The organism is Phycicoccus flavus (assembly GCF_004025965.2).
GTDB classification, from domain to species: domain Bacteria; phylum Actinomycetota; class Actinomycetes; order Actinomycetales; family Dermatophilaceae; genus Phycicoccus; species Phycicoccus flavus.
In genome coordinates, this window is sequence record NZ_SAYU02000065.1 from 1 (window position 1) to 23,905 (window position 23,905).

Genomic DNA, 23,905 nt, shown 5'->3' on the forward strand with positions numbered 1-23,905 from the left:
ACCATGGGCGGCACGATGGGCAGGCCCCAGACGAGGGTCGGCGGGCCGGGGTGGCCGCGCAGCAGCACGACGGAGAAGCCGAGCGCGGTGGCCAGCCCGAGCACGGTCCCGGCCGTCCACAGGACGGCGTCGACGCCGACCGCGAGCGCCTCGGCGCCGGGCACGGCGACCGGGAGGACGGTCACGGTGGCGGAGCCGACGGCGAGCAGTCCCATCGCGACGGTCCCCCACATCGGCAGGACGACCGGGTCGGTCGTCGTGGCCCGCAGGGTGCCCGGCCGGCGCGCGACCCGGACGGCGAACGCCCCGCCCAGCCCGAGCAGGACGGCCCAGGCCAGGACGAGGACGACGACGGCGGCCAGGTGCAGCGGCCCGGTGGCGGACCCGCCGTGCAGCTGGAGGAGGGTCGCGAGGATCCCCGTGCCCATGACGGCGGGGAACCACGACGGTCCGGGTGGGGGGAGGGCGGGGCGGCTCACGCCTCGATGCTCGCGCCGACCGGGCGGGCCCGGTAGCCCTCGCCACCCTGGGATGTCACAGGCTAGTCCTGTGGCTGACCGCTCCGCGCGATGAGGGCGACGAGGTCGCGGGCCGCGCCCCGGGGCGGGACCCGGCCGCCCACCCACAGCGCCGTGAAGACACGACGCGTGGCGATGCCGCGGGTCCGGACCTCGACGAGGGCGCCGGTCGCGAGGGCCGGTGCGGCCGCCCGGCGGCTCACGACGACCGGCGGGCCGCCGGAGGTGGCGGAGGCGAGGAGGGCCGCCGTCGTGTCCAGCTCGACCTCGGGCGGGGCCGGCTCGGCGCCGGCCGCCCGGACCGCGTCCTCCCACACCCGCCGGGTCCCCGAGCCGGGCTCCCGGCTGCCGAGGGGACGCCCGGCCACGGCGGGGGCGTCGACCGGGGTGCGCCGCCGCGCCCAGGGGTCGTCGGGGGCGGCGACGAGGACGAGGGTGTCCTCGCCGACGTCGGCCGCGGACAGGCCGGTGCGGTCGACCGGTCCCTCGACGAAGCCGAGGTCGGCGACGCCGTCGCGCACCGCGGTGGCGACGGCGGCGGAGTTCGCGGCGTGGAGGGTGACCCGGGTGCTTGAGGTCCGGCGGAAGCGGACGAGCAGGCCGGGCAGGACGGTCTCGGCGATGGTGAGGCTGGCGTGGACCCGCAGCTCCTGGGCCTTCTCGGCGCGCAGGGACTCGACCGCGGCGACGAAGGCGTCCCCGCGCTCGAGGAGGTCGGCGGACCACTCGACGACGAGCCGGCCGGCCGGGGTGAGGACCGCGCCGCGCGGGCTGCGGGCCAGCAGCGCGACGCCCACGTCGGCCTCGAGGGCGCGGATCCGCTCGGAGGCGGACTGCTGGGTCATCGCCAGGGTGCGGCCCGCGGCCCCGATGCTGCCCGACCGGGCGACCTCCGCGAGGAGGCGCAGGTTCACGAGATCGGGCTGCACCCGCTCAGGGTAGGTGCGGTGCGCTCCGTGGGGCACCGGTCCGCAGGCGCGCCCGGGCCTAGAGGTACTGCCCGGTGCCCTCGGCGGGACCCTGACCGGGCACCCCGCCCGGCTGCTGCGGCCCGCCCGGACCGCCCGGTGCGCCCGGGCGCATCTGCCCCGGCTGCATGCCGGGCGGCAGCTGGCGCATCTGCTGCAGCTGCGCCTGGGCCGCCATCTGCTGCGCGACGAGCGCGGTCTGGATGCCGTGGAACAGCCCCTCGAGCCACCCGACCAGCTGGGCCTGGGCGATCCGCAGCTCGGCGTCCGAGGGGGCCTCCTCGCCGAAGGGCAGGCTGATCCGCTCCAGCTCCTCGACGAGCTCGGGCGCGAGCCCGTCCTCGAGCTCGGCGAGCGAGCGGCGGTGGACGTCGGCGAGGCGCGCCCGGCCCTGCTCGTCCAGCGGGGCGCTGCGCACCTCCTCGAGGAGCTGCTTGACCATCGACCCGATGCGCATGACCTTGGCCGGCTGCTCGACGAGGTCGGCCGGGTTCGTCGGCCGCTTCCCCTCGCCGGACTCGCCCTCGGGGGCCGTCCGCGGGGCGACGCCCATGCCCTCGGGGGTGACGACGACGACCCGGTCCTCGTCGCCGACCACCGTGGCCGGGACCTGCCGCGGGGCGTCGTCGTCCTGCTCGTGCTCGCTGCCGGGCTTCTCGCTCATCCCCCCATCCTGCCCGGCGGGGCCGACATCCGCGTCTTGACCTCGACAGTCGATATGCATATCGTCTGTCGATAACACATCGACGAACGATACGGAGACGACGATGTCCTCACGCCTCTCGCGGCTGCTCACCTTCGACCGCACCGACCGGTACGGCCTCGGCGTCCTCCTGGCGCTCGTCGTCCTCGTCCAGCTCGTGGTGCGCGTCGTGCTGCCGGTCGCGGACTGGCTGCGCGGCGAGCCGGTGCGGGTCCCGCTGCTCAGTGCCGTCGAGGTTCCGGCCCTGGACGCCGTCGGGACCGCCCACGGCGAGGGGGTCTACGACGTCCTCGTCGACGCCTCGGCCGGTCAGCGGGCCGCCGTCGTCGCGGTCGGGGTGATGACCGTCGCGCTCGTCGCCGTCGCGGCCTGGCTCGTGCTCGCCGTCATGCGCTCCATCGCCTCCGGCGACCCCTTCGGCCCCGCGACCGTCGGGCGGCTGCGGCTGCTGGCCGCCGTCCTCGTCATCGGCGCCCCGGTGCTCACCGCGGCCGAGCTGCCGGTCCAGGGGTGGATGCTCGGGACACTGGACCTCGGCGGGCTCGACCCGGCCACCCCGGTCGACGCGCCCTGGCAGGCCGTGGTCGGCGGGCTCGTCGTGGCCCTCCTCGCCGAGGCGTTCGTCGTCGGCCGCCGGCTGCGCGAGGACGTCGAGGGGCTTGTCTGATGCCGGTCGACGAGCCGCACCGGGTGGTCTGCCACCTCGACCGGCTGCTGGAGGAGCGCGGGATGACCCTCGCCGCGCTGGCCGACGCCGTCGGTGTCACCGTCGTCAACCTCTCGGTGCTGAAGAACGACCGCGCCAGGGCGATCCGGTTCAGCACCCTCACCGCCGTCTGCGACGTCCTGGGCGTTCAGCCCGGCGACGTGCTGAGCGTCGAGCCCGCCGGGGCCTGACCGCCGTCCGCGCCCCGTCCGGGGGGCAGTGCCCGCAGCAGGGGGCGGCCGGCGGTGGCGAGCAGGGCGGCACCGACCCCGGCCCCGACGGTGACGACGAAGGCGCCGGTGTGGCCGTGCAGGTCGGCGAGGAGCCCGGCGGTGCCCGACCCCACGGCGTACCCCACCCCGGTGACGGACGCGAGCAGGGTCATCGCCGTGCCCACCCGCGCGGCGTGGACCGCCCGCTCCCCGAGGACGAAGACGCTGATCATGTACGGCGCGACGACGAGGCCGAGGACGAGCACGACGACGAACAGCCCCGCCACCGAGCCGACGACGAGCAGCGGCGCCGAGAGGACCGCGAGGCCGCAGGCGGCGACGAGGACCCGGGTCGGGACGCCGACGCGCTCGGGGACCGCCGCGATGGCGAGACCGGCGAGGACCGACCCCACCCCGAGCGTCGCGTGGACGACCCCGGCGAGGCCCGCCTGTCCGGCGGCGGTCGTCAGGGCGGTCGTCCCCGCCTGCACCGAGCCGAACACGACGCCCATGAGCAGCTGCGCGCCGAGGAGGACGGCGAACGCGCCGGACAGGATGCGGCCGCCCCGGGCCGCGGCCGGCCGGTGCGCGTGCGCGAGCGCGGCCGTCGGGTGCAGGGCGAAGGCGCTCCCGAAGCCGAGCAGGAGGAGGCCGGCGAGCCCCACCGCCGCGCCCGGGTCGACGAGCACGGCGACGACGCCGACGAGGGCCGGGCCGAGGACGAACGACGCCTCGTCGGCCGCGCCCTCGTACGAGAACGCGGTCTCCAGGAGCCGGGGCTGGTGCCGTCCCTCGGCACGGGTCATCGGCCGCCACCGCACCCGCGCGAGGGGTCCGACCTGCGGCATCGTCAGCCCGGCGAGGACCGCCGCCACCAGCACGGCCCCGAACGGGGCACCGCCGCGGGTCAGGGCGACGAGCACGAGCAGGCCGGTCCCGCCGAGGAGGGACTGGACGAGGACGACGGGCCGCTGCCCCACGCGGTCGGCGAGCGCCCCGGCGACCGGGGCCCCGACCGCGCCCGCGACCGCGAGCCCTCCGGCGGCGGCCCCGCCCCGGCCGTAGGACCCGGTGGCCCCGGCGACGAGCAGGAGGGTCCCCATCTGGCCCATGGCCAGCGGCAGGCGTCCGAGGAACGCGACGAGGACGTAGCGCGGGCCGGCGATGGTGAGCAGGCGGCGGTAGCGGGCGACGGGGGACACGGGATCGGGCCTTCTGGGGAGCGGCGCCCGGGGACGGGCGGATCGGATGCGCGCCGTCCCCACCACCACGACGCACGGATGACCCTGTGCTGCGCCGATCCTACCGCCGCGACCTCACGTCGCGCGCCGGGTCACCTGCGGCGCCCGGCGGATCCCGGCGGCGGCCAGGCCGGCCGCGACCAGCGGGACGACCACGCCGACGACGAGGAGGGAGACCCAGGGGATGACGAGGATGCCGGGCGAGGTCGACTGCTGCATCGTGAGCGGGTCCCAGCCGTCGGTGGTGAGCGGCCGCGAGATGGCGATGCCGGGCACGAGCCCCACGGCCACCCCGAGGACACAGCCCACGGCGGCCAGCGCGAAGGCCTGGGCGCCGGCCATGACCCGCCGGGTGCCCCGGGTGGCCCCGAGGGCGGCCAGCGTCGCCTGGTCGGTCTGCTGCTCGGCCAGGGTCAGCGCCGTCGAGGTGAGCGTGACGACGAGGATGAGGAGCGCGAAGACGCCGAGCAGGATGCCCACGACGAGGCGGTCCTCGCGCTGGAAGCCGTCCTCGCGGTCGACCCAGGCGTCGTCGCCGAGCGCCAGCTGCATCCGCTCCACGGCCTCGTCGGGGACCGGGCTGCCGTCCTCGGTGCGGACCGTCCAGCCGCTCGTGCGGGTGTCGAGCCCGGCGACGGCGGGGCTGTCGGCGGCGAACGCGAGGTTCCCGCCGAGGAGGCGGGCGCTGTTCTCCTTGGTGAGGGGCAGGTGGACGGCCGGGACGGCCGCGTCGCGGTCGACGCGGACGTCGGGGTCGACGCCGTCGGTCGCCGTCGGGTCGGTGACGAAGGACCCGGTGGCGATCTCGGCGCTCGTCCCCGTGCCACCCAGCACGACAGCGGCGCCGGCCCGCACCCTCGTGGCGTCGGCGGCGGACAGGTCGAGCCGGCGCAGCAGCCGGTCCGCGGGCAGGACCAGGACGGTCCCGCTGCCGTTGGACCGGGTCCCCGCCGTGAGGCAGCGCTCGTCGCCGGGGCCGGCCAGGTCCGCGAGGGTCTGCTCCGCGGTGCAGCCCGGCGGCACGAGGGAGAGGAACTCCACGCGGTACGGGCCGTCCGCCACCTCGTCGAAGGCGTAGGCCATGGGGTCCCCGGCCAGGACCGTCGTCGGCTCGAGGACGAGCCCGGCCGCGGCGGCCCGGACGGTGGACTCCTCGACCGTGCCGGGGTCGGCGAAGACGACCGCCTCGCCGGGCAGGGTCGCCGGCAGGTACTCGCGGCTCTGCTGCTCGGTGTCGCTGGCGAGCCCGGTGAGCCCGAAGGTCAGCCCGGCCACCGCGGCGAGGACGGCCGCCACCGACGGCGCGCTGCGGGCGCGATGGCGGGCGAGGTCCCGGGTGGCCATCCGCAGCGAGGTGGGCAGCCGGCCGCCGAGGCGTCCGAGGACCGTGAGCACCAGGGGGACGAGGAGGAGCGAGCCGAGGATGAGGACGACGGCCCCGATGGTGACGAGGTACTCCGAGGAGGTACCGACGAGTCCCCGGGCCGGACCGAGCCGGCTCGCGTCCACGACCCCGGTCCCGGCGAGGGTGAGGACGGAGCCGACGGCGGCGAGGACCGCCCCGACGACGAACACCACCCGGCTCGGGGGCGGGGAGACGCTCTGGCCGCGCATGACGCCGACGATGTCCAGCCGGCCGAGGCGGCGAGCCGGGACGAGGGCCGCGACGACGGTCGAGGCGACCGCGGCGAGGGCCACGGCCGAGAGGACGAGCGGCCGGACGTCGAAGGGCCCGGACAGGGTGGGGTCACCGAGGTGGCGCACCCACGCGACGACGGCGTAGGCCGCGCCGACGCCGAGGGCCGTCCCGGCGACCGCCGAGAGGGCGCCGAGGATGAGGGCCTGGGCGAGCACCGTGCGCCGCAGCACCGGGGTGTGGGCGCCGTTGCTCGCCGCCAGGGCCAGGGTGCGCCGCTGGCGGGCGGCGCTCACCGCGAAGGCCGGCCCGACGAGCAGCGTCGTGACGACGAGGAGCATCGTCGCGCCGAGGGCCACGAGCAGCGCCGTGTAGCGGTCGGCCCCGCCCAGCTGGTACGCGATGTCGGGGTCCAGCGCCTCCGTGGGCGGCGGGTCCGTCAGCACCGCGCGGGAGGTGACCCGGAAGCCGTAGGCGTTGAGGTCCTGCACCTCGGACCAGGTCACGGGGTCGGCGCCGAGCACGATCCAGCGTCCGTACCCGGCGGAGTTCTCGCCGCGGTCGGCCGGCTCACCGGCGGTGACGACCGACGGCATCTCGTAGTCCGCCTGGGTGCGGGCCGTCCCGACGACCTCGAAGACGCGCGTCGTCCCCTCGACGCTCCCCTCGAAGGTGCCGGAGGCCGGGAGCCCCTTGGCCCGGGCGGCGTCGGTGACGAGGACCTCGACCGGTGCCGCGGGGTCGTCCGGCGGCGGCGCGGGCCACCGGCCGGACACGAGCTCGAGCTTCTCGCCGAGTCCCTGGCGTCCGTCCAGCGCCAGGCCGGGCAGCGTCACGCGCCGGTCGCCGACGGTGGTGCGCAGGGTGTACTCGTCGACCGCCGCGACCTGCGCGCCCACGAGGCGCGCCACGGCGTCGGCGTTGGCGAAGGGATCGCCGTCACGCTCGAGACCGGGGACCCGGGTGGCCCGACCGGGCTCGGCGTCGCTGCCGTCGCCGACGGCCCCGAAGGCCTGGGCCGGGTCCGGACCCTGGACGACCGCGAACTGGTCCGGGCCCTCCAGCAGCGCCTGGCCGCTGCCCATGGCCCAGGGGATCTTCTCGGCGCCCTTGACGTCGTTGGTGTAGACGAGGGTGACGACGGCCGACAGCAGGAGCGTCGGCAGCACGACCATGACGACGACGAGGGCGCTGCGCCCCCGGTGCCGCCGCACGTCGCGGCGGGCCATCCGCAGCGCGACCGCCCACGTCGAGCGCCACTGCGCGAGGCGGCCGGGGTCGGGCTCGAGGTCCATCCGCGAGGGCGGGCTCTGCGGCGCCTCCGGGCGCGGCGGCGCGACGGTGGTCATCGGGGGTCCCCGGCGACGAGCAGGTCCTCGGCGCGGTCGGCCCCGCCGGTGGAGTCGACGACGCGGCCGTCGCGCAGGAACACGACCCGGTCGGCCCAGGCGGCGTGCCGGGCCTCGTGCGTGACGAGCAGCCCGGCGACGCCGTCGTCGCAGCGCTCGCGCAGGACGCGCAGCACCTCCTCGCCGGTGTGGCTGTCCAGGGCGCCGGTGGGCTCGTCGGCGAGGACGAACCGCCGGCTGCCGACGAGGGCCCGGGCGATGGCGACGCGCTGCTGCTGGCCACCGGACATCTGGTCCGGGTACCGGTCGGACAGCTCCATGAGGTCCATGAGGTCGAGGGTGTGGCGGGCGTGCCGGCGGGCCAGGCGGGCCCGGGTGCCGTCGAGCTCCAGGGGCAGCGCGACGTTCTCGGCGGCGGTGAGGCTCGGGATGAGGTTGTAGTCCTGGAAGACGAACCCCATCCGCCGGCGGCGCAGCCTGGCGAGGTCACGGGGGCCGAGGGAGCCGAGCTCCTGGCCGCCGATCGACACCGTGCCCGACGTCGGGCGGTCCAACCCGCCGGCGACGTTGAGCAGCGTCGACTTGCCCGAGCCGCTCGGGCCCATGACGGCGACGAGCTCGCCGGGATGGATCTGCAGGCTCACGGCGTCCAGGGCGGTGACGGCGGTCTCGCCCTCACCGTGGACGCGGGTGACGTCGGTGAGCACGACGTGTGGTGCGGTCATGACGGGTTCCCCTCCGTACGGGCCGGCCCGACGCCGGCAGATGCCCCGGGCGCGGGCGCGCTCGGGACGGGTGGACGGCCGGCACGGCCGCGGCGGGCGGCGTGCCGGGCGAGCACCGACTCGACGTGGTCGAGCCAGCGGACCTCGGCCTCGGCGGCGAAGACGAGGTTCTCCAGGACCAGGAGCCAGGCGAGTCCCCGCTCGGCCTCGGTCGCGGCGGAGGCCTCGGCGGTGGCGCGCTCGGCCGGCCCCTCCGACCGGTCGAGGGCGTCCCGCTTCAGCCGGGTGAGGTCGCGCAGGTGCTTCAGCGTCGAGGTGCGCTGTCCCTGCACGACCCGGTGCACGTCGACCCCGGGCGTCGTCACCGCGAGGGCGAGCTTGATGGTCAGCTCGTCGCGGGGCGTGCTCGTCCGGTCGACGGGGGTGGTCCACCACGTCGCGAGCTCGGCGTGGCCCGCGGCGGTGAGGCGGTAGGAGATGCGGCCCTCGTCGTCGGCCTCGCCGGCCTGCTCGACGAGCCCGTCGCGGACCAGCCGCTCCAGCGTCGTGTACACCTGCCCGACGTTGAGCGGCCAGGTGCCGCCGGTGCGCTCCTCGAACTCCGCCCGGAGCCGGGCGCCGTAGGAGTCACCCTCACTGAGCAGGGCCATGAGGCCGAGACGGACGGACACGAGCGGACCTGCTCCCACCAGTGGCTATACCCGGTATCCCGGGTCTGACGAGGAGATGTATACCGAGTATGTCGGGGTGGCGTCAAGGGGTGCGGCGGCGCGCCCGCCGATCGGGTGGTGGCGCGCGCCCCCGTCCGCGGCGCAGGATGTCCGGGCAGCGCGTCCTTCGACACCATCGACGACGACGACGGAAAGAGGCCGATCCCGATGCTGGTCCCGATGACCGTGACCGACTTCATCGACCGTGCCCGGACGGTCTACGGCGAGCGGGTGGGGGTGGTCGACGAGCCCGACCAGGTCGCCGCGCCCCTGCCGGACCTCACCTACGCCGACGTCGCGGCGCTCGCCGTCCGGCAGGCCGCCCGCCTGGACGAGCTGGGGATCGAGGTCGGGGACCGGGTCGCGGTCGTGTCGCACAACGCGGCCCGGATGCTCGTCTCGTTCTTCGGCGTCTGCGGCTCGGGACGGGTGCTGGTCCCGGTGAACTTCCGGCTGAAGCCCGACGAGGTGCGCTACATCGTCGAGCACTCCGGGGCGCGGGTCTTGCTCGTCGACCCCGAGCTGGACGCCGCGCTCGCCGACGTCCCGGCCGAGCACCGCGTCGTCCTCGGCGACGACGAGGCCCTGTACGCGCCCGAGGGGGCGACGCCGCGACCGTGGGAGGCCGACGAGAACGCGACGGCGACGATCAACTACACCTCGGGGACGACGGCCCGGCCCAAGGGCGTGCAGATCACCCACCGCAACATCTGGACCAACGCGCTGACCTTCGCGCTGCACGCCGGCGTCACCGACCGCGACGTCTACCTCCACACCCTGCCGATGTTCCACGCCAACGGCTGGGGGATGCCGTTCGCGACGACCGGCCTCGGGGTGCCCCAGGTGGTGCTGCGCAAGGTCGACGGCGCCGAGATCCTGCGCCGGGTGGAGCGCCACGGCGTGACCTTCATGTGCGCGGCGCCGGCCGTCGTCAACGCCGTCCTGGAGGCCGCGCAGTCCTGGGAGGGCGAGGTCCCGGGGCGGGACCGGGTGCGGATCATCGTCGCCGGTGCGCCCCCGCCGACGCGGACCGTGGCGCGCGTCGAGGCGGAGCTGGGCTGGGAGTTCGTCCAGATCTACGGGCTCACCGAGACCTCGCCGCTGCTGACGATCAACCGGCGCCGCGCCGAGTGGGACGACCTGTCGACGGAGGAGCGGGCCGAGCTGCTCGTGCGGGCCGGCGCGCCCGCGTTGGGGGTGTCGCTGAGCCTCTCGCCCGACGCCGAAGTGCTGGCCCGCTCCAACGTCGTCCTCGAGGGCTACTGGGAGCAGCCGGAGGAGTCCGCGGCCGCGCTCGAGGACGGGTGGTTCCACACCGGCGACGGCGGGACGATCGGCGACGACGGGTACCTGACGATCTCCGACCGCAAGAAGGACGTCATCATCACCGGCGGCGAGAACGTGTCCTCGATCGAGGTCGAGGACACCATCTTCAGCCACCCCGACGTCACCGAGGTCGCCGTCATCGGCGTGCCCGACGAGAAGTGGGGCGAGACGATCAAGGCGCTCGTCGTCCTCGCGCCGGGGTCCTCGGTCACCGAGGCCGAGCTCGTCGCCTGGTGCAAGGAGCGGGCGGCCGGCTACAAGGCGCCGACGTCCTTGGAGTTCCGCGACGAGCTGGCGCGCACCGCCACCGGCAAGCTGCAGAAGTTCAAGCTGCGCGCCCCCTACTGGGAGGGCCGCGACCGTCAGGTCAACTGAGCCCGCCGGCGGCGGCGCCGGTCAGCGCGCGAGCAGCTGGAAGAGCAGGGCGAGCAGGGCGGGGACGGTCTGCACGAGCAGGATCCGGCGGCTCACCGTGGCCGCGCCGACGACCCCGGCCACGGCGACGCACAGCAGGGTGAAGACCGCGAAGGCGAACCGGTGGTCGGCGGGTCCGACCAGGCCGAGGACGAGCCCGGCGACGAGGAAGCCGTTGTACGCGCCCTGGTTGAGCGCCAGGACCTTCGTCGCGGCGGCCTGCTCCCGGGTCATGGCGAAGGTCGCCCGCCCGCGCGGGGTGTCCCAGAGGAACACCTCGAGCACGACGATCCACAGGTGCACGAGCGCGACCAGGGCCGTGAGGAGCACCGCGAGGACCTGCATGACGCGTTGTCTACCGCACCGTCAAGGGCGTGTCAGCCGGTGGTGAGGAGGATCTTGCCGATGTGGCCGCTCTCCTCGAGCTCGCGGTGGGCGTCGGCGGCCGAGGCCAGCGGGTGCCGGGAGTGGACGATGGGACGGACGACGCCGTCCTCGACGAGCGGCCACACGTGCTCGCGGACGGCGGCGACGATGGCCGCCTTCTCGTCGCGGGGGCGGGCGCGCAGGGACGTGGCGATGACGGCGCCCCGCTTGGGCAGCAGCGCGCCGAGGTCGAGCTCGCCGACCCGCCCGCCCTGCATGCCGATGACGACGATGCGGCCGTTCGTCGCGAGGACGTCGACGTTGCGGCCGAGGTACGCCGCGCCCATGTTGTCGAGGACGACGTTCGCGCCCCGGCCGTCGGTGGCCTCCGTGACCCGCTCGACGAAGTCCTCCTCGCGGTAGTTCACGAGGATCTCGGCCCCGAGCGAGCGGCAGGCCTCGAGCTTGTCGGCCGTCCCGGCCGTGACCGCCACCCGCGCCCCCAGCGCGGTGGCCAGCTGGATGGCCATGGTCCCGATGCCGGACGAGCCGCCGTGGACCAGCAGGGTCTCGCCGGGCTGGAGGTTCGCGGTGAGGAAGACGTTGGACCACACGGTGCACACGACCTCGGGGAGCGCGGCGGCGTCGACGAGCGGGATACCGCGCGGGACGGGCAGCAGCTGGCCGGCCGGCACCCGCACCTGCTCGGCGTAGCCCCCGCCGGCGAGCAGCGCGCACACCTCGTCGCCCACGGACCAGCCGTCGACGCCGTCGCCGACGGCCGCGACGGTGCCGCTGACCTCGAGACCCGGGACCTCGGACTCGCCGGGCGGCGGCGGGTAGTGGCCCTGGCGCTGCATGACGTCGGCCCGGTTGACGCCGGCCGCGGCGACGGTGACGAGCACCTCGCCGGCCTGCGGCTCCAGGTCGTCGACGTCGGTGGGGGTGAGGGCCTCGGGGCCGCCGAACTCGGGGAGCGTGATCGCCTGCATGACCCGAGGTTAGGGGTGCTCGTCGAAACCGGCGAGGTCGGCCGGGGTGTCGACGTCCCGGCCGGGGCGGCCGGTGACGACGACCTCGGCGTGGACGAGGTCCAGCAGCGAGCGGGCGGGGACGCCGGCGGTCGGGGTCCCGGCGCGCGCGGCGAGCGCTGCGGTCCGGTAGACGGCGAGGAGGGGGTTGGCGACGTCCTCGTCGTCGACGGCCACGGCCGCCTCGACCTCGGGTCCGGCCGCGAGGAGGACGTCGAGCAGGCGCGCCAGGGCCGGGGCGGCGTCCGGCATGTCCCCGGCGACGACGGCGACGGTCCCGGTGCGGCACAGGGCGACCCCGGCGAGGACCGCGGCGAGCGGCCCGCCGCCCGGGGGATCCTCGCGTGTCCAGCGGACCCCGCGGACGGTTTCGCGCGGCGTCCCCACGGCGACCACCGGCCACTCGGGCGGCAGTGCACTCAGCAGGTGGTCCAGCACCGTGGTCCCCCGCAGCGGAGCCGCGAGCTTGTCGGCTCCGAACCGGGTCGAGCGCCCACCGGCGAGCACGACGACGGTGACCGGGGCGTCCGGCGGCGGGGTCACCGGCCGCGCCCCAGCCGGGAGGCGAGGGCGCCGGCGGCCTGGCGGACCTGGTGCACAAGCCGGTCGCGGGCGGGGGCGTCGACCTCGTCCTGACGGAAGGTGACGGCGACGGCGGCCAGCGGGTAGTCGCCGGCGTCGAGCACGGCGACGGCCACCGAGCCGAGGCCGGGGGTGACGAGCCCGTCCTCGATCGCGTAGCCCCGCGCCCGCACCTGCTGCAGCCAGGAGCGCAGCTCGGTGGTGGACGCCGGGCCGCGGCCGTCACGGCGCACCAGCGCGCCCCGGTCGGGGAAGAGGGCCCGGACCTGCGCGGCCGGCAGCGCCGCGAGCATGGCCAGGCCGGTGGCGGTGAGCGGCGCGGGCAGGCGCACCCCGACGTCGCTGACGAGCAGGGGCCGCCCCGGGGCGCGCTGCTCGATGACGTAGAGGACGTCGGACCCGTGGAGGACGGCGAGGTGCGCGTTCTGCCCGCTGGCGTCGACGAGCCGGTCCATCATCCCGCGGGCCATCCGGTCCAGCGGGGCCTGGCGCTGGTAGGCCGAGCCCAGCTCGTAGGCCGCGAGCCCGAGGCCGTAGCGGCGCTCCTCCGGCAGGTGCCGGACGTAGCCGCGCTCGGTGAGGACGGCCAGCAGGTGGTAGACGCTCGAGCGCGGCAGGCCGAGGTCGCGGGCGATGGCGGCGGCCGGGACGGGCTCGCCGCGCCGGGCGATGAGCCCGAGCACGTCCAGCGCGTGGGCGGCGGCGGGGGCGTTGGCCATGACCGCAAGTCTCGCACCTGAGACACCTCGCCCCTCATGGCCCACATCCGTACGAGGACGCGACGGGCGGACGACACGACGCGCGCGGTCGGCGGGGGACACGCCGGTCCGGCGGCCTCCGGCCCCCGTCGTGTCGTCGGCCCGTCGCGCCGCGGCGGCGAACCTGTTCAGTCCGCGGCGTCCAGCCGCTCGAGGATGCGGCGCAGGATGGCGCGGTCGCGGTCGGAGAGCCGGCCGAACGAGGTCTCGGCCGCGGCCCGGCGTGCGGCGCCGACCTCGTCGAGCAGTGCGGCGCCCTCGTCGGTGACCGCGACGACCTGGGCCCGGCGGTCGGTGGGGTCGGGGGAGCGCCGCAGCAGACCCCGGTCCTCGAGGGCGTCGACGACGTCGGTGACCGACCGGGGCGCGACCCGCAGGTGCTGGGCGAGCTCCCCGAGCCGCATCGTCCCCTCGTGCGCGACGGTCCGCAGCGCCCGGACGTGGTGCGGCGCGAGGTCGTAGGGCTCGAAGGCGACCATGCCCCGGCGGCGCAGGTCGCGGGCCAGCCGGATGACGAGGTCCCCGAGGTCGAGCTCGGCGGCCGGCCGGTCGTCGTGGTGGGGGTGCACGGCGGGAATGCTACCGCCGGGTCGTGCGTTGGGCTCATTGTGAGGTAGCCTCACGATATCCGACCGAGAGGAGCCGCGCATGACAGCGACCCCCACCCAGACCCCTCCGCGTACCCCTGCGACCTCCCGCCCCGATCGCGACCTCTCCGGTGGCCACGGCGGACGTGGCCTGCGCGGCGTCCAGACCGTCGACCCCCGGGACCGCGCCCGGCTGGCGTCCGCGCCGGTCAGCCTGCGCCGCGTCGTCGCCCTCTTCGCACCGTTCCGCGCCCGGATCGGCGTCGTCGTGGCCATCATCGTCGTCACCAGCGTCGTCGGCCTGGCCCAGCCGTTCCTCGTCCGCGAGGTCGTCGACGTCGCCATCCCGCAGCAGGACGTGCGCCTGCTGCTGCTCGCCGTCGGCGCCATGGTCGCCGTCGCCGCCGTCACCCAGCTTCTCGGCGTCGTCCAGACCTGGCTGTCGACGCAGGTCGGGCAGCAGGTCATGCACGGCCTGCGCACCACGGTCTTCACCCACCTGCAGCGCCAGTCGCTCGGGTTCTTCACCCGCACCCGCGGCGGCGAGGTGCAGTCCCGGCTCGTCAACGACGTCGGCGGCATGCAGGGCGTCGTCACCTCGACCGCGACGTCCATCGCCGCCAACGTCACGACCGCCGTGGCCACCGCCCTCGCCATGGTCGCGCTCTCCTGGCGGCTGTCGCTGCTCTCCCTCCTCGTCGTGCCGCCGTCGCTGTGGCTGACCCGGCGGGTCGCCCTGCTCCGCCGCGAGGTCACCGCCCGCCAGCAGGCGCGGCTCGCCGACCTCAACGCACAGATCGAGGAGGGGCTGTCGGTGTCCGGGGTGCGGCTGGCCAAGACGCTGGGGACGTCCGGGCGCTCGGCCGACCGGTTCGCCGAGACCTCCGAGGACCTCGTCGGCCTCGAGCTGCGCTCGCAGCTGGCCGGCCGCTGGCGGATGGCGACGATGCAGGTCGTCTTCGCCGTCATCCCGGCGCTGGTCTACCTCGTCGCCGGGCTGCCCGCGACGTCCGGCGGGATGACCATCGGCACCCTCGTCGCCTTCACCGCCCTCCAGGGCGCCATCTTCCGGCCGCTCATGGGGCTGCTCAACGTCACCGCGCAGTGGGTGGCGTCGATGGCGCTGTTCTCGCGGGTGTTCGAATACCTCGACCTCGTGCCGGACGTCCCCGCGCCCGCCCGGCCGGTCCCGCTGGACCCGGCGCGGGTGACCGGACGGATCGTCGTCGACGAGGTGACGGTGCGCTACCCGGGCTCGTCGCGGGACGCGCTGACTGGCGTCTCGCTCGAGGTGCCGGCGGGCTCGACGCTGGCACTCGTCGGGCCGACCGGGTCGGGGAAGTCGACGCTCGCCGGGCTGCTGGCGCGGCTGCTCGACCCCGACACCGGGCGGGTCACCGTCGACGGCGTCGACGTGCGCGACCTCGACCCCGACGTGCTCGCCTCCGTCGTCGGCACCGTGTCGCAGGAGTCCTACCTCGTCCACGCCAGCGTCCGGGACAACCTGCTGCTCGCCCGGCCGTCGGCCACCGAGGCCGAGCTGTGGCGCGCGCTGGCCGCCGCGCAGGTCGCCGACCTCGTCGCCGCGCTGCCGGACGGGCTCGACACCGTCGTCGGCGCCCGCGGCCACCGCTTCTCCGGCGGCGAGCAGCAACGGCTGGCCGTCGCCCGGACGATCCTGCGCGACCCGCCGGTGCTCGTCCTGGACGAGGCGACCTCCGCGCTCGACACGGCCACCGAGCGCGCGCTGCAGACCGCCCTCGACGAGCTCGCCCGGGGCCGGACGACCGTCACCATCGCCCACCGGCTCTCGACGGTGCGCCGGGCGGACCGGATCGCCGTGCTCGACGCGGGCCGGGTCGTCGAGGCCGGTACCCACGCCGAGCTGCTGGCCCGCGGCGGCCGGTACGCCGCCCTCGTCGCCGCCGCCGAGGACGCCCCCACCCCCGCCGCCGCCCTCCCCGCCTGACCGTCTCGGACGTGAGACAGGGGAGGGTGGACGTAAGGAGACGGGCCGGGCGGGCGGCAGTGCAATGGACGGCATGAGCCTCTCCGCGCCCGCCCGTCCCGGCACCGCCCCCGTCGTCGTCGGAGCCGGGCCGCTGACCGTCGAGGACGTCGTCGCCGTCGCCCGCCACGACGCGCCCGTCGTCCTCGACGACGCCGCCCTGGCCGAGGTCCGCCGCACCCGCGCGGTCGTCCGGGCGCTGGCCGACGACACGACGCCGCACTACGGGATCTCCACGGGCTTCGGGGCCCTGGCCACCCGGCACATCCCCGTCGACCTGCGACACCGCCTGCAGCGCAGCCTGATCCGCAGCCACGCCGCCGGGTCGGGCCCCGAGGTCGAGCGCGAGGTCGTCCGGGCGCTCATGCTGCTGCGCGTCGCGACCCTCGCCACCGGACGCACCGGCGTCCGCGAGGAGACGCTGCGGACCTACGCTGGGATGCTCGACGCCGGCATCGCGCCGGTGGTCCACGAGTACGGGTCGCTCGGCTGCTCCGGGGACCTCGCGCCGCTCTCGCACTGCGCGCTCGCCCTCATGGGCGAGGGTGAGGTCCGCGACGCCGCCGGCACGCCGATGCCTGCCGCCGACGCCCTGGCCGCGGCCGGCCTCGAGCCGGTCGAGCTCGAGGAGAAGGAGGGGCTGGCCCTGGTCAACGGCACCGACGGCATGCTCGGGATGCTCTGCCTCGCCCTGCACGACCTGGGCGCGCTGCTCGTCGTCGCCGACGTCTCCGCGGCGATGTCGGTCGAGGGTCTGCTCGGCACCGACGACGTGTTCGCCGCCGACCTGCACGCCCTGCGCCCCCAGCCTGGCCAGGCCGTGAGCGCCGCGAACATCCGCGCCGTCATGGCCGGGAGCCCCATCCGCGAGTCGCACCGCACCGAGGCGTGCACCAGGGTCCAGGACGCGTACTCGCTGCGCTGCGCGCCCCAGGTGGCCGGCGGGGCCCGCGACACGCTCGAGCACGCCGCCCGGGTCGCCGCGAACGAGCTGGCCGCCGCTGTCGACAACCCCGTCGTGCTGCCCGACGGCCGGGTGGAGTCCAACGGCAACTTCCACGGCGCCCCGGTCGCCTACGTCCTGGACTTCCTCGCCATCGTCGCCGCCGACGTCGCGTCGATGTCCGAGCGGCGCACCGACCGCTTCCTCGACGTCTCGCGCAGCCACGGCCTGCCGCCGTTCCTCGCCGACGACCCCGGCGTCGACAGCGGCCACATGATCGCCCAGTACACCCAGGCCGCCGTCGTCTCCGAGCTGAAGCGCCTCGCCGTGCCGGCCTCCGTCGACTCCATCCCGAGCAGCGCGATGCAGGAGGACCACGTCTCGATGGGCTGGTCCGCGGCCCGCAAGCTGCGCCGGTCGGTCGACGGCCTCGCCCGGGTGCTCGCCGTCGAGGTGCTGACCGCCGCCCGCGGCCTGAGCCTGCGCGCGCCCCTCGAGCCCGCCCCCGCCACGGCGGCCGTCGTCGCCGCCCTGCGCGACGCCGGCGCCGCTGCCCCGGGGCCGGACCGCGTCCTCGCCCCCGAGATCGAGGTCGCGCACCGGCTGGTGGTCGACGGCACGGTCCGCCGCGCCGTCGAGTCCGTCACCGGATACCTCGGCTGAACGTGTTCAGTAAACGTATTTGTTCAGATAACCTGAACAAATGAGGATTCTGAACATGGCTCAGAGCCCACTCATCGAGTCGGTCCGAGCCGTGCTGGCAGCGAACGCCTTCGAGACGTGGTACCGACCTCCAAGTGAGCCGGCAGGTGCCGCGCGCCTCGCGATCAAAGGTCACGGCGTGGCACAGACGTTCGTCGTGATCGACGAGGAGGCGGCCCTCGCACTCCCCGGGGTCTCGTGGATCGGCAGTCCGACAATCTCTGAGCCGCAGAGGATGATTGCCACAGCCGTCGCGTCATGGCGCGACCCGGACGACGTTCCGTTGCTCTTCGTAGCGGATCGCATCGACGATGGGCTGGCGGATGCCCTTTGGCAACGCTCCATTAGCTGCTTGGACTCCCGGGGCCTTGGGTACCTCCGGTTCTCGGATCTCGTGTACGAGCTTGGCCTGTCCCTGAGTTCAATGGCCACGACATCGCGGCCACGCTTGTCCGCAAACATGCGCGGACCGAAGCCCTCCCCCGGAGCGGCTCTCACCCCAGCAGGGCTCGGGGTGAGTCTGCTCATCCTGATGATGCCGGCGCAGCTCGACGAACCGCTGCGCAACATCGCGAATGTGGTACCGGCATCGCTGGGGACCGTCCAGGCGGCCGTCAGAGATCTGAAGCGCTCTGGGTACGCGGACGAGCCGAGTGGCCTTCTCGAACCAAGGCGCCTCCTGGAGGACTGGACAAGCTCCTACCTCAAGAACTATGCGAAGTGGCACGTGGAGCAGGCCTATGAGACGGACCTGACTTCGTCGGAACTACGGGAGCGACTCGTGTCGCTGGACGTGGGCGTCCCGATGTGGCTGAGCGGCGAGGCCGCCGCGGAACACGTCGGCCTCAACATCCGGCCGACGACATCGCTGGTGTATACGGAGGAAAGGAATCTCATGAGGGTCCGGCGGTACCTGAAACTCCGGCGCGCGGAGAGCGGACCGGTGTCTCTGGCGCCCCCGCTGTGGACCCACGCGACCGCGCCTCCGCCTCTCGCACCGAGTCCTGTCATTCGCGCTGACCTGCTCGCCCAACGGGACAGCCGGCTCGACGAGGTCGTGAAGGAGCTTGAGCAGCGTGATCCCGTTCTACGACGCATCCTCGACCACGGCTGATCTCGTCGCCGTCGAGATCCTACGAAGCATCCACACCACGCTCTCGTCGGCCGGTTACGACTACGTCATTATTGGAGCAGCCGCCCGAGACCTAGCGGTCCACGGGCCTGCGGCCGGACGTCCGCGGCGCGTGACAAAAGACGTGGACATCGCCGTGGCCGTGGCCGTCGGCCCTGCGTACCAGCGGTTGCTCAGCGAGCTCGGTGAGAAGGACCAGGAACCGCAGCGCATTCGTGTCCTCGGCTGCCCTGTGGATGTCGTGCCCTTCGCGGCGGGGGCTCGTGAGGTGCGCCTCGGCTCGATGACGCTCAATGTGCTCGGTCTCCGCGAGGCAACTGACCACCCCGCGTTGGTGCAGGTGTCGGATGGCCTCGTGCTTCCGGTGTCGGCGATCCAAGCACAGGCGGCGTTGAAGATCCTGGCCTGGGGTGATCGGGCACCGGGGACCCAGAAGGACGCCGGCGACCTCGGCGAGATCCTGGAGGCATCGAGCCGAGGGCTGTTCGCCGACCTCGCCTGGGAGGACGACGAGGCGCTCGACAGTTGTGACGGTGACATCGCCATGATGGGTCCCTACCGTCTCGGATCGTCGGCTCGTGCCCTGCTTCGTGACGAGTCCTCCACCGCGGTTCGAGACATCCTCGACGCCAGAGGCAAGGCGCTGGGTTCACGGCTGCGCGTGCCGGAAGGCCCCGAGCTCCTGGCCGCGTTCAGGCGGGGCCTCGGACGCTGAGCCTGAGCCGCACCGACCGGCGCAGGACTTCTCGCTTCACGCAAAAATCTGTGCATGGGCAACGAGTTTCCGCGTGCCGGGTCGGCCTGCGCCTGGTGAAGCCTTTCGTGCGGGTCGGTTAGCATCCGCGACCTCAGGGCTGCCCGAAGCCGCGACGCAGACCGGCGCAGTCGCGGACCGGGTCCGGTCGCGGTCGGTCGGCGCGCCGCCAGAGGTGCCGGCCGCCGCAGACCGGTCCGACGTCGACGTAGCGGCCGGCCAGCGCGGCGTCGAGGTCGTCGGCCGCCCGCGCCCCCTGGACCGCGCGGATGTCGTAGACGGTGACGACCCAGGTCGGGGCGTCCGGCCCACGCAGCACGCCCGCCAGCTCGATGAGGTCCGGGTCGCGCACCCGCGAGGGCAGGCTCCACAGGTACTCGTAGGGCGACGGCAGTCCGGAGGAGTACTGGAGGTCGGCGTTGCCGAGCACCGCGGTGAGCGAGTCGCCGGGCTGCGAGACGGCGCCGATCGCCCGCCCGGCCATGACGGCCACCGGCGGGCGCTCGAACCGGCCGAGGTCGCGCACCCAGCCGACGCCGGAGAACGCCGCCGACGCCACGACGACCGCGACGAGCCCCGGTGGCACGAGCCGTCCCACCCGGCCGCCGGCGGGGGCCGCCGCGAGGAGCAGGGCGACCGTGAGCACGGCGCTCGGCACCATCGCGAAGAGGTAGGGCAGCCGGAAGAAGCCGCCGAGCAGCAGCGCCAGCCCGTCGACCACCGCCATGACCAGGGCCGCCCGGGCGAGCGGCGAGGAGCGCCGGCCCTGCCGGACGACGTGGACGAGCAGCGCCAGCAGGACCAGCGCCAGCCCGGTCGTCACGGTGGCCAGCGCGAGCTCGGCGGCACGCCGCAGGACGTTGCCGAGCGGGCCGCCGGCGATGACGCCCACGGCCTGTCCGCGGATGCCGACCACCGACTCCCAGAGCGCCCCGAGGCGGACGCCGGCCACCAGCGCCCAGACCAGGGTGCCGACCACCGGGGTCGCGCCCCCGGCGACGAACGCCCCGCCGAGGCGGACGAGCCCCCGGGTGTCGAGCCGTCCGCCCAGCCGTTCCAGGAGCAGGAGCGCCAGACCGAAGACCGCGGCCCCGACGAGGCTCTGCTTGAGCCCGGGCGCGAGGCCGGCCAGGACCCCGGCGACGAGGGCGGCGGGGACGGACCCCGTGCGCACGGCCCGCAGGACGAGCCACACCGAGGCCAGGAGGACCGGCAGGGCCAGCAGCTCGCCCTTGGTCAGCTGGAGGTCGATCTGCGGGGTGGCGACGAAGGCCGCGGCGGTCAGCGCGGTGAGCGCGACGACCATCGAGGCGCGACCCGGCGTCGCGTCCGGCCGGACCCGCGCGAGCACCTCGCGCCCGACGAGGCCGGCGACGAGGACGGCGAGCAGGGCCGCCACCACCCCGAACCAGCGGATGCCGTGGCCGCCGGGCACGAGGTCGGCCAGCCGGAAGGCGAGGACGAGGGTCGGCGGCCGGTCGACCCAGTACCGGCCGAAGGGCGACTCCGCGGTGGGGGACCAGGCCCGGGCGACGAGCGTGTAGCCGGACTCGTCGGGCCGGAGCGCGGTGCCGGTGGCCGGGAGGCGGGCGGCGGCGGCGACCAGCGCGGACACGAGGACGACCACGAGGGCCACGGGTCCGGGTCGCGGCGGGGCCGGGACGGGCGCGCCGGGGTCGGCCCCGGCCGGCTCTGGCATACCTCGATGGTGCCGCACCCGGGGCCGGTCCGCCCCGGGCCGTCCGTCACGTCTCGGTCCGCGGGCTGTGTACCTTGTGCGGTACGTAACCAATCGGGTACATTAAACCGATGGACGCCGTCCTCCAGGCCCTCGCCGACCCGAGCCGCCGCACCGTGCTGACCCTCCTGCGGGACGGTCCGGCGTCGGCGGGCGACCTCGCGCAGGCGCTGCCCATCGCGCGGCCGGGGGTCTCGCGACACTTGCGGGTGCTGCGCGAGGCCGGGCTCGTCGAGGTCCGCCAGGAGGCCCAGCGCCGCATCTACACGCTGCGGCCCGAGGCCCTGGTCGAGGTCGACGACTGGCTGGAGGACTACCGCGCGCTCTGGCGTCACCGCCTGGACGCGCTGCACACCGAGATCGCACGAGGGAAGAGGACGACATGACGACCACCGGTCACGACGAGGAGCGCGGGCTGGTCCGCGTCGAGGACGTGTACGCCACCGACATCGAGGACCTGTGGCGAGCGTGCACCGAGCCCGAACGGCTCGCCCGCTGGGTCGCCCGGGTGTCCGGCGACCTGTGGCCGGGCGGCACGGTGCAGTGCGTCTTCACGAGCACGTGGACCGGGCCGGCGCGCATCGAGGTCTGCGAGGCGCCGCACCACCTGCTGCTCACCCAGCAGCCCGGCACCGACGACGAGACCGAGCTCGAGGCCTGGCTGAGCGCCGAGGGCGGGGGCACCCGGCTCGTCGTCGAGGAGCGCGGGCTGACCGCCGAGATGCTGCCGTTCTTCGGCGCCGGCTGGCAGGCGCACCTGGAGGACCTGGCCCGGACGCTGGAGACGGGGGAGGCGGTCCACCCCGACGGCTGGTCCTCGGAGCAGCCGGCCGACGGCTGGGCCCGTCGCTGGTCCGAGCTGAGCCCGCCGGGCGGTCCGGCCGAGGCGACCGCCGGCGTCTGAGCGGGCGGCGTCAGCCGGTGCGGGTGGCGCGCACGACGAGGTCGTCGTGGTGGTGCGCCCCGGCCCCGCCGCTCACCGAGCGCGGACGCAGCTCGGGGCCGGTGACGCTCCAGCCCTCGCCGAGCGCCTCGGCCGTGACGTCGGCCGGCGCGAGCAGGGTGTCGGGGTCGAAGCCGTGCTCGAGCGCCCGCTCGCGGTCGACGTGCGCGTGGTGGACGAGGAGCAGGGTGCCCCCGGGGGCGACGAGCGAGGCCAGCCGCGCCACCGGACCGGTCTCGAGGTCGAGCGCCGGGTAGAAGACCGACACGAGGTCGAACCCCGCCTCCGGCAGGTCCCCCCCGACGAGGCCGCCGTGCACCCAGGTGACGTCGGCCCTCGCCGTCCCGGCCGCCGCCCGGGCGCGGTCCAGGGCGACCCCGGACGGGTCGAGGCCGGTCACCTGCCAGCCGCGGGTCGCCAGCCAGACGGCGTCGGCGCCCTCCCCGCACCCGACGTCGAGGGCGCGACCCGGCGTCAGCGTCGACACCTCGACGGTCAGCGCCTGGTTCGGCTCGCCGCTCCAGACCCGGTCCAGCTCGGCGTAGCGGGCGTCCCACACCGACTCGTCGTCGCGCAGCGGGTAGCCGTGCTCGTGCCGCTCGGCGTGGGTGGGGTCGGACGGGGCGGGGGTGTCGGCGGGCTCCGGCGTGCTCATGCCTCCGAGTCTGCGCCGGTCCACGCCCCGGCGCCGCATCCCGTTGCCGGACCGGCAAGCCGGGCCCCGGCGCGCCGGGGTTATTGCGCCGACGCCGGGCAACTGCGTGCGATCCGTGGAGGATCCCCGACCGCACCGACTCGTCTCGCATGTCAGACGCCCGCGAGCCCGTGTCCCTCGATCGGCGCACCGCCCAGCGCGACAGTGGGAGGCAGACGACGAAGGAGACCGACATGGACGGCGCCCGCCCGGTCCGCGCCCCGCGCGGCAGCACGCTCACCGCCCGGCAGTGGAGCACCGAGGCCCCGCTGCGGATGCTCATGAACAACCTCGACCCCGAGGTGGCCGAGCGTCCGGACGACCTCGTCGTCTACGGCGGCACCGGCCGCGCCGCACGCGACTGGCGCTCCTTCGACGCCATGGTCGCCACCCTCACCGACCTGCGCGAGGACGAGACGATGCTCGTCCAGTCCGGCCGCCCGGTCGGTGTCCTGCGCACCCACGAGTGGGCGCCGCGGGTCCTCATCGCCAACAGCAACCTCGTCGGCGACTGGGCGACCTGGCCGGAGTTCCGCCGGCTCGAGCACCTCGGCCTCACCATGTACGGCCAGATGACGGCCGGCTCGTGGATCTACATCGGCACCCAGGGCATCGTCCAGGGGACCTACGAGACCTTCGCCGCGGTCGCCGAGAAGCGCCTCGGCGGGACGCTGGCGGGCACCCTGACCCTGACCGCCGGATGCGGCGGCATGGGCGGGGCGCAGCCGCTCGCGGTGACCCTCAACGCAGGCGCCTGCCTCGTCGTCGACGTCGACCCCGCGCGCCTGCACCGCCGGGTCGAGCACCGCTACCTCGACGAGGTCGCGGACGACCTCGACGACGCCGTCGCACGGGTCGTCACGGCCAAGGACGAGCGGCGGGCGCTGTCCGTCGGGGTCGTCGGGAACGCGGCCGAGGTCTTCCCCGAGCTGCTCCGGCGCGGCGTCCCCATCGACGTCGTCACCGACCAGACCAGCGCCCACGACCCGCTCAGCTACCTCCCCGAGGGCATCGGGCTGGAGGAGTGGCAGGGGTACGCCGAGAGGAAGCCCGAGGAGTTCACCGACCGGGCGCGGGCGTCGATGGCGCGGCACGTCGAGGCGATGGTCGGCTTCCTGGACGCCGGCGCCGAGGTCTTCGACTACGGCAACTCGATCCG

The 23,905-nt window shown here is 75.2% G+C and carries 24 protein-coding genes; 10 read left to right on the plus strand and 14 right to left on the minus strand.

Annotated features, from left to right (window positions below):
- From EPD83_RS16055 to EPD83_RS16065, 3 genes are all read right to left on the minus strand, one after another.
- Positions 1–479: SLAC1 family transporter (locus EPD83_RS16055; protein WP_456107194.1), on the minus strand; the 479-nt coding region annotated here is incomplete at its 3' end.
- 62 nt (positions 480–541) lie between these two features.
- Positions 542–1,447 (minus strand): LysR family transcriptional regulator, encoded by a 906-nt coding sequence (locus EPD83_RS16060; protein ID WP_165566849.1) that lies wholly within the window; start codon positions 1,445–1,447, stop codon positions 542–544.
- 58 nt (positions 1,448–1,505) lie between these two features.
- A complete protein-coding gene (locus tag EPD83_RS16065) occupies positions 1,506–2,150 on the minus strand; it encodes a proteasome activator (RefSeq protein ID WP_128368586.1) in 645 nt (214 codons plus the stop codon).
- 103 nt (positions 2,151–2,253) lie between these two features.
- On the opposite strand from EPD83_RS16065, the gene EPD83_RS16070 reads away from it, so the two are divergent.
- Positions 2,254–2,856, plus strand: coding sequence for a DUF2975 domain-containing protein (locus EPD83_RS16070; RefSeq protein ID WP_165566850.1), 603 nt, complete (start codon positions 2,254–2,256; stop codon positions 2,854–2,856).
- On the plus strand, positions 2,856–3,086 hold the full coding sequence (locus EPD83_RS16075; protein ID WP_128367237.1) for a helix-turn-helix domain-containing protein: 231 nt from the start codon (positions 2,856–2,858) through the stop codon (positions 3,084–3,086). The genes EPD83_RS16070 and EPD83_RS16075 overlap by 1 nt, the downstream gene beginning before the upstream one ends.
- Here the strand turns inward: EPD83_RS16075 and EPD83_RS16080 are convergent.
- The 4 genes from EPD83_RS16080 to EPD83_RS16095 all read right to left on the minus strand — a co-directional run bounded on the left by EPD83_RS16080 (position 3,044) and on the right by EPD83_RS16095 (position 8,729).
- Complete coding sequence (locus EPD83_RS16080) at positions 3,044–4,309, minus strand: MFS transporter (RefSeq protein ID WP_165566851.1); 1,266 nt, start codon at positions 4,307–4,309, stop codon at positions 3,044–3,046. The two genes, EPD83_RS16075 and EPD83_RS16080, sit on opposite strands and share 43 nt — an antisense overlap.
- Positions 4,310–4,423: 114 nt before the next feature.
- A complete protein-coding gene (locus EPD83_RS16085) occupies positions 4,424–7,333 on the minus strand; it encodes an ABC transporter permease (protein WP_165566852.1) in 2,910 nt (969 codons plus the stop codon).
- Positions 7,330–8,058: an ABC transporter ATP-binding protein gene (locus EPD83_RS16090; RefSeq protein WP_128367365.1), complete on the minus strand. Its 729-nt coding sequence runs from the start codon at positions 8,056–8,058 to the stop codon at positions 7,330–7,332. Before EPD83_RS16090 ends, EPD83_RS16085 begins: the two co-directional genes overlap by 4 nt.
- Positions 8,055–8,729 (minus strand): PadR family transcriptional regulator, encoded by a 675-nt coding sequence (locus tag EPD83_RS16095; protein ID WP_128367366.1) that lies wholly within the window; start codon positions 8,727–8,729, stop codon positions 8,055–8,057. Before EPD83_RS16095 ends, EPD83_RS16090 begins: the two co-directional genes overlap by 4 nt.
- 219 nt (positions 8,730–8,948) lie before the next feature.
- Between EPD83_RS16095 and EPD83_RS16100 the strand changes: the two genes are divergently transcribed.
- Entirely contained in the window at positions 8,949–10,469 is a 1,521-nt protein-coding gene (locus EPD83_RS16100) for an AMP-binding protein (RefSeq protein ID WP_235950671.1), read from the plus strand.
- Between the two features lie 21 nt (positions 10,470–10,490).
- On the opposite strand, the gene EPD83_RS16105 is transcribed toward EPD83_RS16100, so the two are convergent.
- The 5 genes from EPD83_RS16105 to EPD83_RS16125 form a co-directional block, all read right to left on the minus strand.
- Positions 10,491–10,853, minus strand: coding sequence for a DUF1304 domain-containing protein (locus tag EPD83_RS16105; RefSeq protein WP_128367367.1), 363 nt, complete (start codon positions 10,851–10,853; stop codon positions 10,491–10,493).
- A gap of 32 nt (positions 10,854–10,885) precedes the next feature.
- On the minus strand, positions 10,886–11,866 hold the full coding sequence (locus tag EPD83_RS16110) for an NAD(P)H-quinone oxidoreductase (protein WP_165566853.1): 981 nt from the start codon (positions 11,864–11,866) through the stop codon (positions 10,886–10,888).
- Between the two features lie 9 nt (positions 11,867–11,875).
- A complete protein-coding gene (gene mobA, locus EPD83_RS16115; protein WP_128368640.1) occupies positions 11,876–12,448 on the minus strand; it encodes a molybdenum cofactor guanylyltransferase in 573 nt (190 codons plus the stop codon).
- Positions 12,445–13,206, minus strand: a complete 762-nt coding sequence (locus EPD83_RS16120) for an IclR family transcriptional regulator (protein ID WP_165566854.1) — start codon at positions 13,204–13,206, stop codon at positions 12,445–12,447. Before EPD83_RS16120 ends, mobA begins: the two co-directional genes overlap by 4 nt.
- Positions 13,207–13,373: 167 nt before the next feature.
- Complete coding sequence (locus tag EPD83_RS16125) at positions 13,374–13,814, minus strand: MarR family winged helix-turn-helix transcriptional regulator (protein ID WP_235950672.1); 441 nt, start codon at positions 13,812–13,814, stop codon at positions 13,374–13,376.
- Positions 13,815–13,893: 79 nt separating this feature from the next.
- Here EPD83_RS16125 and EPD83_RS16130 point away from each other — a divergent pair, with 79 nt between their 5' ends.
- From EPD83_RS16130 to EPD83_RS16145, 4 genes are all read left to right on the plus strand, one after another.
- Complete coding sequence (locus EPD83_RS16130; RefSeq protein ID WP_165566856.1) at positions 13,894–15,801, plus strand: ABC transporter ATP-binding protein; 1,908 nt, start codon at positions 13,894–13,896, stop codon at positions 15,799–15,801.
- A gap of 64 nt (positions 15,802–15,865) precedes the next feature.
- On the plus strand, positions 15,866–17,446 hold the full coding sequence (gene hutH, locus EPD83_RS16135; RefSeq protein WP_128366578.1) for a histidine ammonia-lyase: 1,581 nt from the start codon (positions 15,866–15,868) through the stop codon (positions 17,444–17,446).
- Positions 17,447–17,486: 40 nt separating this feature from the next.
- Entirely contained in the window at positions 17,487–18,599 is a 1,113-nt protein-coding gene (locus tag EPD83_RS16140) for a type IV toxin-antitoxin system AbiEi family antitoxin (protein ID WP_128366577.1), read from the plus strand.
- Positions 18,562–19,332, plus strand: a complete 771-nt coding sequence (locus EPD83_RS16145; protein WP_128366576.1) for a hypothetical protein — start codon at positions 18,562–18,564, stop codon at positions 19,330–19,332. The genes EPD83_RS16140 and EPD83_RS16145 overlap by 38 nt, the downstream gene beginning before the upstream one ends.
- A gap of 133 nt (positions 19,333–19,465) precedes the next feature.
- On the opposite strand, the gene EPD83_RS16150 is transcribed toward EPD83_RS16145, so the two are convergent.
- The gene (locus EPD83_RS16150) at positions 19,466–21,070 is read right to left on the minus strand and encodes a hypothetical protein (protein WP_165566857.1); all 1,605 of its coding nucleotides are present in this window, start codon (positions 21,068–21,070) and stop codon (positions 19,466–19,468) included.
- A gap of 110 nt (positions 21,071–21,180) precedes the next feature.
- Between EPD83_RS16150 and EPD83_RS16155 the strand changes: the two genes are divergently transcribed.
- Together EPD83_RS16155 and EPD83_RS16160 are read left to right on the plus strand one after the other, a co-directional pair.
- Positions 21,181–21,495 (plus strand): ArsR/SmtB family transcription factor, encoded by a 315-nt coding sequence (locus tag EPD83_RS16155; protein ID WP_128368390.1) that lies wholly within the window; start codon positions 21,181–21,183, stop codon positions 21,493–21,495.
- On the plus strand, positions 21,492–22,013 hold the full coding sequence (locus EPD83_RS16160) for an SRPBCC domain-containing protein (protein ID WP_128368391.1): 522 nt from the start codon (positions 21,492–21,494) through the stop codon (positions 22,011–22,013). The genes EPD83_RS16155 and EPD83_RS16160 overlap by 4 nt, the downstream gene beginning before the upstream one ends.
- A 10-nt stretch (positions 22,014–22,023) precedes the next feature.
- Here the strand turns inward: EPD83_RS16160 and EPD83_RS16165 are convergent, their stop codons facing one another.
- On the minus strand, positions 22,024–22,707 hold the full coding sequence (locus tag EPD83_RS16165; protein ID WP_128368392.1) for a class I SAM-dependent methyltransferase: 684 nt from the start codon (positions 22,705–22,707) through the stop codon (positions 22,024–22,026).
- Between the two features lie 233 nt (positions 22,708–22,940).
- Here EPD83_RS16165 and hutU point away from each other — a divergent pair.
- The coding region (hutU, locus tag EPD83_RS16170) for a urocanate hydratase (RefSeq protein ID WP_165566858.1) at positions 22,941–23,905 on the plus strand (965 nt) is incomplete at its 3' end.

What these genes read in the sequence shown, in the direction of transcription:
- EPD83_RS16065 (WP_128368586.1), bottom strand. Translation starts at nt 2,150, where the DNA reads ATGAGCGAGAAGCCCGGCAGCGAGCACGAGCAGGACGACGACGCCCCG.
- EPD83_RS16070 (WP_165566850.1), top strand. Translation starts at nt 2,254, where the DNA reads ATGTCCTCACGCCTCTCGCGGCTGCTCACCTTCGACCGCACCGACCGG.
- EPD83_RS16075 (WP_128367237.1), top strand. Translation starts at nt 2,856, where the DNA reads ATGCCGGTCGACGAGCCGCACCGGGTGGTCTGCCACCTCGACCGGCTG.
- EPD83_RS16085 (WP_165566852.1), bottom strand. Translation starts at nt 7,333, where the DNA reads ATGACCACCGTCGCGCCGCCGCGCCCGGAGGCGCCGCAGAGCCCGCCC.
- EPD83_RS16090 (WP_128367365.1), bottom strand. Translation starts at nt 8,058, where the DNA reads ATGACCGCACCACACGTCGTGCTCACCGACGTCACCCGCGTCCACGGT.
- EPD83_RS16100 (WP_235950671.1), top strand. Translation starts at nt 8,949, where the DNA reads ATGACCGTGACCGACTTCATCGACCGTGCCCGGACGGTCTACGGCGAG.
- EPD83_RS16105 (WP_128367367.1), bottom strand. Translation starts at nt 10,853, where the DNA reads ATGCAGGTCCTCGCGGTGCTCCTCACGGCCCTGGTCGCGCTCGTGCAC.
- EPD83_RS16110 (WP_165566853.1), bottom strand. Translation starts at nt 11,866, where the DNA reads ATGCAGGCGATCACGCTCCCCGAGTTCGGCGGCCCCGAGGCCCTCACC.
- EPD83_RS16120 (WP_165566854.1), bottom strand. Translation starts at nt 13,206, where the DNA reads ATGGCCAACGCCCCCGCCGCCGCCCACGCGCTGGACGTGCTCGGGCTC.
- EPD83_RS16130 (WP_165566856.1), top strand. Translation starts at nt 13,894, where the DNA reads ATGACAGCGACCCCCACCCAGACCCCTCCGCGTACCCCTGCGACCTCC.
- hutH (WP_128366578.1), top strand. Translation starts at nt 15,866, where the DNA reads ATGGACGGCATGAGCCTCTCCGCGCCCGCCCGTCCCGGCACCGCCCCC.
- EPD83_RS16140 (WP_128366577.1), top strand. Translation starts at nt 17,487, where the DNA reads ATGAGGATTCTGAACATGGCTCAGAGCCCACTCATCGAGTCGGTCCGA.
- EPD83_RS16150 (WP_165566857.1), bottom strand. Translation starts at nt 21,070, where the DNA reads ATGCCAGAGCCGGCCGGGGCCGACCCCGGCGCGCCCGTCCCGGCCCCG.
- EPD83_RS16155 (WP_128368390.1), top strand. Translation starts at nt 21,181, where the DNA reads ATGGACGCCGTCCTCCAGGCCCTCGCCGACCCGAGCCGCCGCACCGTG.
- EPD83_RS16160 (WP_128368391.1), top strand. Translation starts at nt 21,492, where the DNA reads ATGACGACCACCGGTCACGACGAGGAGCGCGGGCTGGTCCGCGTCGAG.
- EPD83_RS16165 (WP_128368392.1), bottom strand. Translation starts at nt 22,707, where the DNA reads ATGAGCACGCCGGAGCCCGCCGACACCCCCGCCCCGTCCGACCCCACC.